Origin of the sequence: Streptomyces sp. NPDC006174 (assembly GCF_040614075.1) — a bacterium.
Lineage (GTDB): Bacteria > Actinomycetota > Actinomycetes > Streptomycetales > Streptomycetaceae > Streptomyces.
Map to the genome: position 1 here is coordinate 566,559 of NZ_JBEXTJ010000001.1, position 13,558 is coordinate 580,116.

Below are 13,558 nucleotides of genomic sequence, written 5' to 3' on the forward strand. Positions count from 1 at the left end.
AGGCACAGGTCTCAGTAGCGCTGGTTGAGGTAGCCGAGCAGCTCGTCGTGGAGCAGACCGTTCGACGCGGCCCCGTTCGCACCGCCGGGACCGTCGGTTCCTTCCAGGTCGGTGAAGCGGCCGCCCGCCTCCTGGACGATGATCGCGTTCGCCGCCATGTCCCAGAGCGAGAGCTCCGGCTCCGCGCAGATGTCCACGGAACCCTCGGCCACCATCATGTACGGCCAGAAGTCCCCGTATCCTCGCGTCCGCCAGCAGGCCCGCGTCAGGTCCAGGAAGCCGTCCAGGCGGCCCTGCTCCTCCCAGCCGCTCAATGAGGAGAACGCGAACGAGGAGTCCGCGATCGTCTCCACCTTCGACACATGCAGCCGGGTCGCGGAGGTGAGGCTGCGCCCGGAGTACGCGCCGGCGCCCTTCGCCGCCCACCAGCGCCGGTTCAGCGCCGGCGCGGAGACCACACCGACCACCGGCTGGAAGCCCTGCTCACCGGCCTCCATCAGCGAGATCAGCGTCGCCCACACCGGCACACCGCGTACGTAGTTCTTGGTGCCGTCGATCGGGTCGATCACCCAGCGCCGCGGCCCGGTGCCCTCGACCCCGTACTCCTCGCCCAGGATCGCGTCGCGCGGACGGGCCCGATGGAGATGGCCCCGGATCAGCTCCTCGGCGGCCTTGTCGGCCTCGCTCACCGGCGTCATGTCCGGCTTGGTCTCCACCTTCAGGTCGAGAGCCTTGAACCGGTCCATGGTCGCCGCGTCAGCGGCGTCCGCCAGTACATGGGCGAGGCGCAGATCATCGTGGTAGTCGGGCATGCCGTCACAGTATCCAGCTGTACGGGGCATAGGCCACCGGCCCCCGTCCCCGTACGCGGACCCTTGACAGTCGCCATGAGCGCCTCAACTCTGAACCGCAGGCCCCCGGCACGGCCCCGGGCGTGGGAGGCGGCGATGCCGACAGCGCGAGACGCCCTGCTGGACGCCGCTCTCAGAGCGCTCGCCGACCGGCCCTGGCACACGGTGCGGATGGCCGACGTCGCCGCGCTCGCCGGTGTCTCGCGGCAGACCCTCTACAACGAGTTCTCCACCAAGGCCGGTCTGGCCACCGCCGTGCTGTGCCAGGCCGCCGACCGCTATCTGACCGGCGTGGACCGCGCACTGACGGCTCCCGCGCCGGCGCATCCGGTCGCCGTGGCGCGCTGGACCGTACGAGCCGCCCGCGCGGATCCGCTGGTCAAAGGGTTGCTCACGGGACTCTGGGCCGAGGGACTGCCCCGGCCGGGCCATGAGCTCCCGGGCCATGAGGTCCCGGACCCGGCCCGGCTCCTCGCGCTGGCCAGGGACCGCATGGTGGCCGCGTCGCACGCGCCCGCCTCACTTTCGGCGGCCGCGGAACGCTGCGAGACCGCACTCCGGCTCGCGCTCTCCCATGTGATCGCGCCCCGCCGGTCCGCTCAGTGCGCGGAGCCGGACAGCTGGAGCCCGATCACTCCGATGATCACCAGCGAGATCGACACCAGCTTCAGCGTCGAGACGACGTCACCGAGGAAGACCATGCCGTAGATCGCCGTCCCCGCCGCGCCGATGCCGGTCCACACCGCGTACGCCGGTCCGACGTCCAGCTTCTTCAGGGCCATCGTCAGCAGGCCGAAGCTGCTCAAGGCGAACGCGGCGAACGCGATGGTCGGCCAGATCCGGGTGAAGCCGTGCGAGAGCTTCAGACAGACGGCGAAACCGGTCTCCAGCAGTCCGGCGACCACGACCAGCAGCCATGCCATCGTCCGTTGCCTCCTGCGTAGGTGACGGGGTGGACCGATCGGTCCCGCACGGTGCGATTATGCCTCTGCCGATCGTTGAAACCGGCAAACATGCCCGTGGCGCGAGAACCGGGTGCGCTCCGGCTCAGTCGCCCTCGCGCCGTTCCCGGGTCGCCAGCAGCCGCCGCAGCGAGTCGAGCCGCGCCGGATCCGCGTGTCCCTCGGCCACCCAGGCGTCCAGCGCGCACTCCGGCTGGTTCTCGTCGTGGGTGCAGCCGCGCGGGCAGTTCTCGGTGCCCGGCATCAGGTCCGGGAAGGCGTTGATGACGCGTGACGGGTCGACGTGGTGCAGTCCGAACGACCGTACGCCGGGAGTGTCGACGACCCAGCCGCGGCCGTCGGGCAGCGGCAGCGCGAGCGCGGAGGTGGTGGTGTGCCGGCCGCGGCCGGTCACCGCGTTGACGATGCCGGTGGTCCGCCGCCGGTCCTTCGGCACCAGCGCGTTGACCAGCGTCGTCTTACCGACGCCGGAGTGCCCGACGAAAGCGGTGATCTTGCCGTCCAGCTGCTCGCGCACCTGCTCCGCCGCGCCGCCGTTCTCCAGCTCCTCGCGGTTGGTCACGATGTACGGGACGCCGAGCGGCGTGTACGCCTCCAGCAGCTTGTCCGGCGAGGCCAGGTCGGACTTGGTCAGCACCAGCAGCGGGGTGAGGCCGCCGTCGTACGCCGCCACCAGACAGCGGTCGATCATGCGCGGGCGCGGCTCCGGGTCGGCCAGCGCGGTGACGATCGCCAGTTGGTCGGCGTTGGCGACGACCACCCGCTCGTACGGATCGTCGTCGTCGGCCGTGCGCCGCAGCACCGTACGGCGCGAGGCGATGCGCACGATCCGGGCCAGCGTGTCCTTCTCGCCGGACAGGTCCCCGACGATGGAGACGGTGTCGCCGACCACGGCGGCCTTGCGGCCCAGCTCGCGGGCCTTCATCGCCACCACGGTCCGGCCGTCGACGAGGCAGGTGAGCCGGCCCCGGTCGACGGTGAGGACCATGCCGTCCTCGGCGTCCTCGTGCTTGGGCCGGATGTGCGTACGCGGCCGGTTGCCCTTGCGGTTGGGGCGGACGCGGATGTCGTCCTCGTCGGGGTTCTTCCCGTAGCGGCGCATGTTCTAGACCCCGAGCATTCCGGTCCACATGTCCGGGAAGTCCGGCAGGGTCTTGGCGGTCGTGCCCACGTTCTCGATCTCCACGCCCTTGACCGCGAGGCCGATGATCGCACCGGCGGTGGCCATGCGGTGGTCGTCGTACGTGTGGAAGACGCCGCCGTGCAGCGGGCGCGGGCGGATGTGCAGCCCGTCGGCCGTCTCGGTGACGTCGCCGCCCAGCTCGTTGATCTCCTTGGTGAGCGCGGCCAGCCGGTCCGTCTCGTGGAGCCGCAGATGCGCGACGCCGCTGAGCGTGGAAGGTGAGTCGGCCAGCGCCGCGACCGCCGCGATGCCCGGCGTCAGCTCGCCGACCTCGCCGAGGTCCACGTCGATGCCGTGGATCCTGCCGGTGCCGGTGAAGATCAGCCCGCGCTCGGTCAGCTCGCAGCTGCCACCCATCGCGGTGAAGATCTCGCGCAGCGCGTCACCCGGCTGAGTGGTCCGCTCGGGCCAGTCCGGGATGGTGACCTTGCCGCCGGTCACCAGCGCGGCGGCCAGGAACGGCTGCGCGTTGGAGAGGTCCGGCTCGATCGTCAGGTCCCGGCCGAGCAGCGCGGACGGCGAGACCCGCCACACGTTCGGCTCGCCGCCGGTCTCCGGCTCGTCCACCTGCGCGCCGACGGCCCGCAGCATGTCGACGGTCATCCGGATGTGCGGCATCGAGGGCAGGACGGAGCCGGTGTGCCGGACCTCCACACCCTGGTTGAAGCGCGGCCCCGACAGCAGCAGCGCCGAGACGAACTGCGAGGACGACGACGCGTCGATCGCCACCGGGCCGCCGTCCAGCGCTCCGCCGCCGTGCACGGTCAGCGGCAGCGCACCGCGTCCGTCGTCGTCGATCCGCGCGCCCAGCGCCCGCAGCCCTTCGATGACGCCGGTCAGCGGACGTTCGTACGAGCGCGGGTCGCCGTCGAAGCGGACCGGACCGTCGGCGAGCGTGGCGACGGGCGGCAGGAAGCGCATGACGGTGCCGGCGTTGCCGACGTCGACGGTGACCGGGCCGTGCAGCCCCGCCGGGATGACGCGCCAGGCCTCGCCGGTGCTGTCCGAGGAGGCGGCGGCGGACGGGCTGGTGGCGGACGAGGAGGAGATCGTCTCCTCGATGCCGACGCCCATCGCGCGCAGCGCGTCGGCCATCAGCAGGGTGTCGCGGGAGCGCAGCGGGCGGCGGAGCCAGCCCGGCTCGGAGGCGAGCGAAGCCAGCACGAGCGCCCGGTTGGTGACCGATTTGGATCCGGGCACGGTGACGGTCGCGTCGACGGCTCCAGTCGCGTGAGGTGCGGGCCAGAGGGCGGGGTGCACGGAACTCTCGGTCATGGCCTTTACTTTAGTGGCTCCGGGCCCGCCCCGGATCGTCAACAAATGGGCGGAAACCGCCGCGTAACGAAATCTTGGTACGGACCGGAGTCGCGCTCTCCGATCCTGGAGCTCACCAGCCCAGCAGCCAGCGCCCGCCGCCGATCAGCGAGCACAGCGACACCGCGTGGAAGAGGAAGAGCCACAGCACCGCCGGAGCGTGGGTCAGCCGGGCCAGCTGGTCCGCGTCGGAGTCCGGAGCACCGCCGAAGCGCCGCTTGGACTGGAGCTCGAACGCCGGCCGCACCCCGCCCAGCAGCAGGAACCAGACCGCCGTGTACGCGAACGCCGACTGCACGTCCGAGGAGGTCAGCCAGGACACCAGCAGGAACGCCGTACCGGTCAGGATGACGGTGAGCGCCCCGTACACATTGCGGATCATCACCAGCATCGCCGCGAGCAGCGCGGTCGCGATCCACAGGAGCAGCGTGATCCGGCCGTTGGTCAGCAGCCAGGCGCCGCCCAGACCCAGCAGCGAAGGCGCCGTGTAGCCGGCCGCGGCTGTGAGGATCATGCCGATGCCCGTCGGCTTGCCGCGGCTCACGGTCAGTCCGCTGGTGTCCGAGTGCAGCCGGATGCCGGAGAGCTGGCGTCCGGTGAGCAGGGCCACCAGGCCGTGGCCGCCCTCGTGCGCGATGGTGATGGTGTTGCGCGCGAGGCGCCATATCGGGTTCGGCACGACGGCGATGAGCGCCAGCGCGGCCGTCACCACCACCAGCCACTGCTCGGGTGCGGACTGGGTGCCGGTGAGGCGATCCCACAGATCGCCCAGTTCGGTGCTGTTCATCGGCCGGGCGACTCCTTGCGGCGGGGGCGGGCGGTCGTGGCAGTCTGGCACCTATGTGTGGCAGGTATGCAGCGAGTCGGCGGCCCGAGGACCTGACCGGACTCTTCGGGATCGAGAAGTGGGAACCCACCGAGACCCTGGAGCCGGACTGGAACGTGGCGCCGACCAAAGAGGTCTACGCGGTACTGGAGCGTCCTGTTAAGGACGCGGACGACCAGCGTCCGGTTCGCCAGTTGCGGGCCTTGAAGTGGGGCCTCGTGCCGTCCTGGTCGAAGACGCCCGAAGGCGCGGCCCGGATGATCAACGCCCGCGCGGAGACCGTGCACGAGAAGCCGTCCTTCCGCCGCGCCTTCGCCCAGCGCCGCTGCATCCTGCCCGCCGACGGCTACTACGAGTGGGTCACCGGCAAGGAGGAGCGGCAGCTGGAGGAGAAGAAGGGCAAGAAGCGGGCGCGGAAGCAGCCCTACTTCGTCACGCCGGCCGACGGCTCGGTCTTCGCGATGGCCGGACTGTACGAGTTCTGGCGCGACCCGACCCTGCCCGGCGACCACGAGAACGCCTGGTGGGTGACGTGCTCGGTGATCACCACCGAGGCCGAGACCTCGCCGCTCGCTGTCGCACCGGCCGAGGGCCCCGGCGCGCTCGCCGACATCCACCCGCGGATGCCGCTGATGCTCACGCCGGACCGCTGGGACACCTGGCTGGACCCCTCGCACACCGGCGAGGACGAGCTGCGCGCGCTGCTGGAGCCGCCGCCCGGCGGACTGATGCGCGCCTATCCGGTCGCCACCGCCGTCAGCAACGTCCGCAACAACGGGCCGGAACTGCTGGAGGAGCTGGCCGCGCCGGAGGAGTCCACGCTGTTCTGAGCCGTACGCCGGAGGAGTCCACGCTGTACTGAGCGGCACGCGGGAGAGGATGGCCGCGTGAACCGTCAACAGAACGTGCAGACCGACGCCGGTGAGGCCCGGATCACCTGGTTCCACGCCCTGGCCTCCACCGAGCCCCGCTTCGTGCTGGCCGCGAGCCATGGCGCCGGCGGCGGTATCGAGGCCCGCGACCTGCAGGCCATCGCCGCCGCCCTGCCCGCGCTCGGGGTCACCGTCGCGCTGGTGGAGCAGCCGTGGCGGGTGGCCGGCAAGAAGGTGGCGCCCGCTCCGAAGACCCTGGACACCGGCTGGCGTGGTCTGTGGCCCGCGCTGGCCGCGCCCGGGCTGCCCGTCGTCGCGGGAGGCCGCAGCGCCGGCGCCCGGGTCGCCTGCCGGACCGCGACCGAGCTCGGCGCGGCGGCCGTCCTCGCGCTCAGCTTCCCGCTCCATCCTCCGGGCAAGCCGGAGAAATCCCGGGCCGACGAACTGCTCTCCACCGGCGTGCCGACCCTGGTGGTCCAAGGCGGCAACGACCCGTTCGGGCGACCGGAGGAGTTCCCGCCCGGCCCGTACGAGCTGACGGAAGTGCCGTACGGCGACCACGGCTTCGCCGTACCGAAGAAGTCCGGACGGAGTGAGGCCCAGACGATGGACGTCATCACCGGAGCGATCACCGGATGGCTCACGTCCCTCCGGTGACACGGACCACGGGAATGCCGCGTACGGAGGCGCTGTTGTTCGGGACGTCGGTACAACAACGTCGTACGTGGAGAGGGAGTCCGTCGCATGGGTTCGACCATCTGCCCCAGCCGCTCGAACGCCGCTGAACTGGAGTGGACCGTGCTGCCTGCGGCGAAGACCACCCGTGAGCGGTCGAAGGGCGGCGCTGATCGACAGCCCGTCTCCCAGCAAGGTCGACTATTCTCCGAGGCGAGCGGGTCCGGTTTCGGCTCCGCCACATCGTTGGAGGAGGTGGGTCCGGTCACTGGGACCGACACAGGGACCGACGACGGCCGCGCACCGGAGACGACCGCCGAGCGCAACGCGCGCTTCGAGCGGGACGCCCTCGGCTTTCTCGACCAGATGTACTCGGCCGCGCTCCGCATGACGCGCAACCCCGCCGACGCCGAGGACCTGGTCCAGGAGACCTACGCCAAGGCGTACGGCTCCTTCCACCAGTTCCGCGAGGGCACGAACCTCAAGGCGTGGATGTACCGCATCCTCACCAACACCTTCATCAACTCGTACCGCAAGAAGCAGCGTGAGCCCCAGCGCAGCGCCGCCGAGGAGATCGAGGACTGGCAGCTGGCGCGCGCCGAGTCGCACATGTCGACCGGTCTGCGCTCCGCCGAGTCCCAGGCTCTCGACCACCTGCCGGACTCCGATGTGAAGTCGGCACTCCAGGCGATTCCCGAAGAGTTCCGCATCGCCGTCTATCTCGCCGATGTCGAGGGCTTTGCCTACAAGGAGATCGCGGACATCATGGGGACTCCCATCGGTACGGTGATGTCCCGGCTCCACCGCGGCCGCCGCCAGCTGCGCGGCATGCTGGAGGACTACGCCCGGGAGCGCGGGCTCGTCGCGACCGGTGCCGGTGGTTCGGACGATCGGAAGGGCTCTACCTCATGAGCTGCGGAGAGCCGCACGAGACGGACTGCTCGGAGGTCCTCGACCATCTCTACGAGTTTCTCGACCGGGAGATGCCCGAGGGCGACTGCACCAAGTTCGAGGTGCACTTCGAGGAGTGCTCGCCGTGCCTGGAGAAGTACGGCCTGGAGCAGGCCGTGAAGAAGCTGGTCAAGCGCTGCTGCGGTCAGGACGAGGTCCCGACCGACCTGCGCTCCAAGGTGATGGGCCGGATCGACCTGATCCGCGCCGGCGAGGCCGTGCCGGAACAGGACATCACCGTCGCCGGAGCGGATCAGACCGCGAGCGCGCGGGAGTAGTCACCCGAATGTGCTCATCGCATCTGTAGCGGCTCGGCGGACCCGCCGGGCTCGCCGGCATGGCGCCTCCAGGAACCATGGGGGCGGGTGCGGGCGTGAGAGGCACATCGGTGGCGGCGCGCGGCTGCATCCTGGCGGCGGTGATCACCGTCGCCTGCTGCGCGCTCCCGGCCCCGATCTCCGAGGCCATTCCGTGGAGCACGGCGGCCTTGCTCGCCGCACTCCGCCTCGCCTGTGAAACCGCCGGGCGCCACATCGGCCCTGGTTCCGCCCAGGCCGGTGCCGAATGATTCCTGCCTCTGCTGCCCGCCGCCGCCTTGCTTCTGCCGCCGCGGCCGCCCTCACCTTCTCCGTGGTGCTGACCGCCCTGGACTGCTCCGGGCACCACCGTCCGGCTGCCCGCCGCCGAGCAGCGCCGGATCGCGCTGCTCGGCGGGGCGGTGGTGCGCCGGACCTGTAGTGGACCCGCAGGCCGCTTCGGTGGTCGAGCAGCAGGCCGATCCGTACCGGGAGCGGCTGCCCGCCGCCGGAATCGTCAGGACGGTCAACGCATACGAGGACCTGTGCGGGGAAGGCGTCGCCGGGCCGCTGGGGACGCTGGAGGAGGGCGGGCTCGCCACCGGATGCGACCACCAGCCGCAGGTGGTGGAGGCCCTCGCCAGAGTCCTCGGCCGGGACGGTCTGACCCGGGCCGGGGCTGGGTAACCCATGGGTAATGAGCGGGCGTCCGGCCGGGCATGGTTGGATGCGAAAGCAGAGCGGAAAACGAGGGTGTCCAGTCGGGACAGGCGGGAATCGTGAGGATCTTCGGGAAGGTACGGCATCGGCCGTCCGCCTCTTGGCGGCAGGCCACGGACCGCGCGTTCACGCTGATCGGCGACGGCCGGTACGAGGACGCGGGGGCGCTGCTGACGCGCGCGGCGGATCTGGAGCCCTGGCTCTCGGAGTCCTGGTTCAATCTGGCGCTGCTCCACAAGTTCCGGCACGACTGGGAGCAGGCGCGCGCGGCGGGCCTGCGGGCGGTCGCGCTGCTGGACCGCGAGTCCGGCGCACCGGACTGGTGGAACGTCGGCATCGCCGCCACCGCGCTCCAGGACTGGCCGCTGGCGCGCCGGGCCTGGCAGGCGTACGGCCTCAAGGTGCCCGGCTCCGGGCTGAACAGCGCGGCCACCACCGAGCCGACCGGCATGGAGCTGGGCAGCGCGGCGGTGCGGCTCTCGCCGGAGGGCGAGGCCGAGGTGGTCTGGGGCCGCCGGCTCGACCCGGCGCGGATGGAGGTGCTCTCCATCCCGCTGCCGTCCTCCGGACGGCGCTGGGGCGAGGTCGTGCTGCACGACGGAGTGCCGAACGGCGAGCGGGTCACCGCCGCCGGACCTTCGTATCCGGTCTTCGACGAGATCGAGCTCTGGGCGCCTTCGCCCGTGCCGACCTGGGTGGTGCTGCTGGAGGCGGCCACCGAGGAGGACCGGGACGCGCTGGAGAAGCTCGCCTCGGACGCCGGGTTCGCCGCCGAGGACTGGTCCTCGTCCGTACGGCTGCTGTGCCGGGCCTGTTCGGAGAGCCGGATGGAGAGCGACGAGGGCGACGGCGAGCACCTGGACCCGCACGACCACAGCGAGCCGGGCCATCCCGGGCCGCTCGGCCACCGCACGGCGGGCGGCGGTGACCTGTGGGTTCCCGAGCGCGAGTGCGGTCTGGCGGCGCCGGGCGGGCTGGTGCGCGGGCTGCTGGACGGCTGGGTCGCCGACAGTCCGGACAGCCGCGAGTGGCGGGATCTCGAAGAAGTCTGCTGACCGCTGCCCGTAGGCTGTACGCGCACCGATCGCGGTGCTGTTCCTCCCGCGCATCCCGGCATCCGGCCGGGTCCGGCGGGGTCACCGAGTTCAGGTTTTGCAGGAAGGCGTACGGCGGACATGTCGCAGCAGGAGACGGACGGGCGGATCGACGTGGACGACGAGGGGTTCGTCGTCGACACCGAGGACTGCGAGGAGCGCGAGGCGGCGTACCGGGAGCGCGGTACGTCGCGTCCGATCACGGTCGTGGGCAACCCGGTGCTGCACAAGGAGTGCAAGGACGTCACCGAGTTCGGCGACGAGCTGGCGCAGCTCATCGACGACATGTTCGCCAGCCAGAAGACGGCCGAGGGCGTGGGCCTGGCGGCCAACCAGATCGGTGTGGACCTCAAGGTCTTCGTCTACGACTGCCCGGACGACGACGGCAACCGCCACACCGGCGTGGTCTGCAACCCGGTCCTGGAGGAGCTGGCCCCCGAGGCGCGGGTGCTGGACGACTCCAACGAGGGCTGCCTGTCGGTCCCGACCGCCTACGCCTCCCTCGCCCGTCCCGACTACGCCGTGGTGCGCGGCCAGGACGCGAAGGGCAACCCGATCCGCGTCAAGGGCACCGGCTATTTCGCGCGCTGCCTCCAGCACGAGACGGACCACCTGTACGGCTACCTGTACATCGACCGGCTCTCCAAGCGCGAACGCAAGGACGCGCTCCGGCAGATGGAAGAGGGCACGCCGCGCTACGAGACGGTCCCGAACGACTGAGGACGTCGTCCGTGAGAGAGGCCCGGCACGGGAAACCGGTGCCGGGCTTTCGCGTACCCGTGGCAGATAACTGCCTTTTCCCTTGCCGTAGTTGACGCTGGAAGCTGGAGGCGCTGCGCCACGCGCTCGGCGACAAGTCCATCCGCGTGACCAGCGGCTTCCGCTCCACCTCCTGCAACGCGGCCGTCGGCGGCGCGACCAACAGCCGTCACCTGTACGGCGACGCGGTCGACCTCGGCGCCTCGCCGCACTCCCTGTGCACGCTGGCCAAGCAGGCCCGCTACCACGGCTTCCGCGGAACCTCGGCCCGGGCTACGCGGGCCACGGCGACCACGTGCACGTCAACCAGGGGCCGAACCGCTTCTGGTCGGCCTCGCAGTGCGGTATTTGATCACCAGCATCTGATCGTGCCCGGCGTCCGCCTTCAGGCGACGTCGGGCACGGTGCTCGCCGGGCCCCGGAAGGTCCGCCGGTAGGCGTTCGGCGTCGTTCCGAGCGTCCGTACGAACTGGTGGCGCAGAGTCGCCGCCGTACCGAATCCCGTCTGCGAGGCGATCGTGTCGACCGTCCGGTCGGAGGTCTCCAGCAGATGCTGGGCCAGCAGCACCCGCTGCCGCAGCAGCCAGCGGTACGGGGTCGTGCCGGTCTCCTGCTGGAAGCGGCGGGCGAAGGTGCGCGGCGACATGTGCGCCTGCGCCGCCAGTTGCTCCACCGACATCTCCTGGTCGAGGTGGCCCTCCATCCACGCCAGCGTGGAGCCGACGGTGTCGCAGGCGTTCCGGGGGAGCGGGCGGCTGATGTACTGCGCCTGGCCGCCGTCCCGGTGCGGCGGCACCACCATGCGCCGGGCGATGGTGTTGGCCGCGTCCTGCCCGTACTCCTGGCGCACCAGGTGGAGGCAGGCGTCGATGCCCGAGGCGGTTCCGGCCGAGGTGATGACGGAGCCCTCGTCCACGTACAGCACGTCCGGCTCCACGATGGCCTTCGGATAGCGGCGGGCAAGCTCGGCCGCGTGGCGCCAGTGCGTGGTGCAGCGGCGCCCGTCCAGCAGGCCCGCCGCCCCGAGGACGTACGCCCCGGAACAGACGCTCAGCACCCGCGCCCCGCGCTCCACGGCCCGCCGCAACGCGTCCAGGGCCTCGTCCGGATACTCGCGGTCCACGAAGTTGCTGCCGGCCGGTACGGCGATGAGGTCGGCCTCCTCCAACCGCTCCAGGCCGTGCTCGGTACGGATGGTGAAGCCGGCGTGGGTCCGCAGCTCGGGGCCCCCGGCGGAGACGACCGCGAAGTCGTGGACCGGCAGGCCCTCTTCGCTCCGGTCCAGGCCGAAGACCTCGGCCAGCACGCCGAGTTCGAAGGGATGGACCTCGTCGATCAGGAGAGCGGCGACATTTTTCAGCATGGAGAGAGTGTGGCAGTAATTTGATGCTGTGTGGCAGTGCTGCCACTGATGAAAGTGGTCCTGGCGGACGACAGTAGAGCCATGAACCTCTTCCTGAACTACCTGACCGTGACCGTCCTCTTTGCTCTCGTCGCCTTCCCGGCCGCCGTCGGCCTCATCCGCGAGCGCCGCATCGACCGTCAGCTGCGCGACGCGGAACGGAGGGAGGCGGAGCCCACGGAGACGCGAAGTGCCGCGCGACCCTATAAGGTCACGCGGCACTCCTACCCGAAGGGCTGGGCGAAGGCCTAGGAGAGCGCCTTGCCGGTCCGCCGTCCCGAAGGAGACGCCGGCTCAGCCGACGACGGAGAAGAAGACCGAGGTGTCCCGGCCTGCTGCATCGGCCAGCACCCGATCTCCGGCGACCCCTCCACGGGCGGAGGAATGGGGAACGCTATCTCGGACGGCGGTCCGCTGAAGATGTACTGACTGGGCAGCAGGTCCGCGGCGACGCCCGCCGCGCTCAGCTGGTCGTCCAGCGTGGTGAAGACGGTGATGGGACTGCGGTAGCTCGCCAGCGTGGACATGTCGCTGCCGTTGTGGTCGATGACGATCTGGAGAGCCGTGTAATAGGCGCTTCCGGCCCATTCGGCGGTGGAGTCGGCACGTCCGGAGACGAGCTGCTCCAGGGCGTCCTGCACCGACAGGCCCCAGTCGACATCTTGGTGGTCCAGGTCGTCCTGGCGGACTCGGGCCGCCTCCCGCATCTTGTCCAGCAGTCGTACGTAGCCGGCGCTCAGATCCTGTCCGGGAAGGAATCGTGCGATCTTTCCGCGGTTCGCCATGCTGTAGTTCACGATCTTGCTCATGGGCGCATTCTGCCAAGGGGCTCCCGCCGGTGGTCCCGCTCAGTGCCCGCTGCTCTCATAATGGCGGGACTGCCGCTCCCAGAAGCGGTACGCGGTGTACATGAGGACGACGCCGATGGCCGGAGCACCCCAGGCGAGCCATTCAGGCACGGCGAGTTCCTCCTCCCGGTCCATCAGCACGGTCGCCGGCAGGTAGGCGACGAAGGCCAGCGGGAAGACGAAGGTCAGCCCGAAGCCGGCCACCGGGCCGAAGATCTTCAGCGGGTAGTTGCCGAAGTCGCTGAAGATCATGTCGATGGCGAACTTGATGGGCGAGACCCTCTTCATCCGGAAGACCAGCGCGGAGGCGGCCAGTTGCAGGGAGCCTTCCACCAGCGCACCGCCCGTGACGGCGAGCAGGAGGAAGCAGACGGCTCCCGGTGACCAGTCGACCGGTGCGGAGGCCGAGGCGATGGACAGGAGAACCACTCCGCCCGCCAGGTCGCCGAGCGAGCTCAACCGCACCCTGCGGGTGAGGAGCTGGACCAGCGGCGGCACCGGACGGACGAGATAGCGGTCGTAGTCGCCCTCGATGACGACCTCGTCGACGTGGATCAGCTGGTGGCCCGGGAGCAGCCACAGGCCGTGGGCAGTGAGCCTGATCCCGTAGAGGAAGGCGATCTCCGCCAGTCCCCAGCCGCCGACCTGCCCGAAGCGGTCCAGCACCGCCCAGATGAAGGCCAGCCCGACACCTTGGTAGAACAGGCCGCCGATGATGTTGATGAGCAGGTTCCCCCGGTACTGGAACTCGGCCCGGAACGCCGCACCGGCCAGCAGCAGATAGACCCGCGGACCTCGCATCGTC

Annotated in this window: 17 protein-coding genes and 2 pseudogenes; 11 read left to right on the plus strand and 8 right to left on the minus strand. The window is 70.7% G+C overall.

Features of this window, described 5'->3' with window-relative positions:
- Positions 1 to 11: 11 nt before the first annotated feature.
- On the minus strand, positions 12 to 812 hold the full coding sequence (gene hisN, locus ABZ267_RS02570; RefSeq protein WP_356746798.1) for a histidinol-phosphatase: 801 nt from the start codon (positions 810 to 812) through the stop codon (positions 12 to 14).
- 135 nt (positions 813 to 947) lie between these two features.
- Between hisN and ABZ267_RS02575 the strand changes: the two genes are divergently transcribed.
- Positions 948 to 1,559: a TetR family transcriptional regulator gene (locus ABZ267_RS02575; protein WP_356746797.1), complete on the plus strand. Its 612-nt coding sequence runs from the start codon at positions 948 to 950 to the stop codon at positions 1,557 to 1,559.
- On the opposite strand, the gene ABZ267_RS02580 is transcribed toward ABZ267_RS02575, so the two are convergent.
- The 4 genes from ABZ267_RS02580 to ABZ267_RS02595 form a co-directional block, all read right to left on the minus strand.
- Entirely contained in the window at positions 1,451 to 1,774 is a 324-nt protein-coding gene (locus ABZ267_RS02580; RefSeq protein WP_018510081.1) for a multidrug efflux SMR transporter, read from the minus strand. The genes ABZ267_RS02575 and ABZ267_RS02580 overlap by 109 nt on opposite strands.
- Positions 1,775 to 1,898: 124 nt before the next feature.
- Positions 1,899 to 2,915: a ribosome small subunit-dependent GTPase A gene (gene rsgA, locus ABZ267_RS02585; RefSeq protein ID WP_356746796.1), complete on the minus strand. Its 1,017-nt coding sequence runs from the start codon at positions 2,913 to 2,915 to the stop codon at positions 1,899 to 1,901.
- A gap of 3 nt (positions 2,916 to 2,918) precedes the next feature.
- Complete coding sequence (gene aroA, locus ABZ267_RS02590; protein ID WP_356746795.1) at positions 2,919 to 4,271, minus strand: 3-phosphoshikimate 1-carboxyvinyltransferase; 1,353 nt, start codon at positions 4,269 to 4,271, stop codon at positions 2,919 to 2,921.
- A gap of 112 nt (positions 4,272 to 4,383) precedes the next feature.
- Positions 4,384 to 5,097, minus strand: a complete 714-nt coding sequence (locus ABZ267_RS02595; RefSeq protein WP_356746794.1) for a M50 family metallopeptidase — start codon at positions 5,095 to 5,097, stop codon at positions 4,384 to 4,386.
- Between the two features lie 53 nt (positions 5,098 to 5,150).
- Between ABZ267_RS02595 and ABZ267_RS02600 the strand changes: the two genes are divergently transcribed.
- The 9 genes and pseudogenes from ABZ267_RS02600 to ABZ267_RS02640 form a co-directional block, all read left to right on the plus strand.
- Positions 5,151 to 5,966, plus strand: a complete 816-nt coding sequence (locus tag ABZ267_RS02600; protein WP_356746793.1) for an SOS response-associated peptidase — start codon at positions 5,151 to 5,153, stop codon at positions 5,964 to 5,966.
- A 57-nt stretch (positions 5,967 to 6,023) separates the two neighbouring features.
- Positions 6,024 to 6,665, plus strand: coding sequence for an alpha/beta family hydrolase (locus ABZ267_RS02605; protein ID WP_356746792.1), 642 nt, complete (start codon positions 6,024 to 6,026; stop codon positions 6,663 to 6,665).
- Positions 6,666 to 6,938: 273 nt separating this feature from the next.
- Positions 6,939 to 7,595 (plus strand): sigma-70 family RNA polymerase sigma factor, encoded by a 657-nt coding sequence (locus tag ABZ267_RS02610; protein WP_356747237.1) that lies wholly within the window; start codon positions 6,939 to 6,941, stop codon positions 7,593 to 7,595.
- Positions 7,592 to 7,912, plus strand: coding sequence for a mycothiol system anti-sigma-R factor (gene rsrA / locus ABZ267_RS02615; protein WP_356746791.1), 321 nt, complete (start codon positions 7,592 to 7,594; stop codon positions 7,910 to 7,912). The genes ABZ267_RS02610 and rsrA overlap by 4 nt, the downstream gene beginning before the upstream one ends.
- Positions 7,913 to 8,007: 95 nt before the next feature.
- A complete protein-coding gene (locus ABZ267_RS02620) occupies positions 8,008 to 8,202 on the plus strand; it encodes a hypothetical protein (RefSeq protein ID WP_356746790.1) in 195 nt (64 codons plus the stop codon).
- Positions 8,203 to 8,307: 105 nt separating this feature from the next.
- Positions 8,308 to 8,617: pseudogene (locus ABZ267_RS02625) on the plus strand (metal-dependent phosphohydrolase); the annotation flags it as partial.
- Between the two features lie 92 nt (positions 8,618 to 8,709).
- Positions 8,710 to 9,705, plus strand: a complete 996-nt coding sequence (locus ABZ267_RS02630; RefSeq protein ID WP_356746789.1) for a hypothetical protein — start codon at positions 8,710 to 8,712, stop codon at positions 9,703 to 9,705.
- A 120-nt stretch (positions 9,706 to 9,825) separates the two neighbouring features.
- Positions 9,826 to 10,464, plus strand: a complete 639-nt coding sequence (gene def, locus ABZ267_RS02635) for a peptide deformylase (RefSeq protein ID WP_356746788.1) — start codon at positions 9,826 to 9,828, stop codon at positions 10,462 to 10,464.
- Positions 10,465 to 10,562: 98 nt separating this feature from the next.
- Positions 10,563 to 10,855: pseudogene (locus ABZ267_RS02640) on the plus strand (D-Ala-D-Ala carboxypeptidase family metallohydrolase); the annotation flags it as partial.
- 33 nt (positions 10,856 to 10,888) lie between these two features.
- Here the strand turns inward: ABZ267_RS02640 and ABZ267_RS02645 are convergent.
- Positions 10,889 to 11,866, minus strand: coding sequence for a helix-turn-helix domain-containing protein (locus ABZ267_RS02645; protein WP_356746787.1), 978 nt, complete (start codon positions 11,864 to 11,866; stop codon positions 10,889 to 10,891).
- A gap of 81 nt (positions 11,867 to 11,947) precedes the next feature.
- On the opposite strand from ABZ267_RS02645, the gene ABZ267_RS02650 reads away from it, so the two are divergent.
- Entirely contained in the window at positions 11,948 to 12,157 is a 210-nt protein-coding gene (locus tag ABZ267_RS02650) for a hypothetical protein (protein WP_356746786.1), read from the plus strand.
- Here ABZ267_RS02650 and ABZ267_RS02655 read toward each other — a convergent pair.
- Together ABZ267_RS02655 and ABZ267_RS02660 are read right to left on the minus strand one after the other, a co-directional pair.
- On the minus strand, positions 12,154 to 12,714 hold the full coding sequence (locus ABZ267_RS02655; protein WP_356746785.1) for a hypothetical protein: 561 nt from the start codon (positions 12,712 to 12,714) through the stop codon (positions 12,154 to 12,156). The two genes, ABZ267_RS02650 and ABZ267_RS02655, sit on opposite strands and share 4 nt — an antisense overlap.
- Positions 12,715 to 12,753: 39 nt before the next feature.
- Positions 12,754 to 13,554 (minus strand): ABC-2 family transporter protein, encoded by an 801-nt coding sequence (locus ABZ267_RS02660; protein ID WP_356746784.1) that lies wholly within the window; start codon positions 13,552 to 13,554, stop codon positions 12,754 to 12,756.
- Positions 13,555 to 13,558 lie beyond the last annotated feature (4 nt).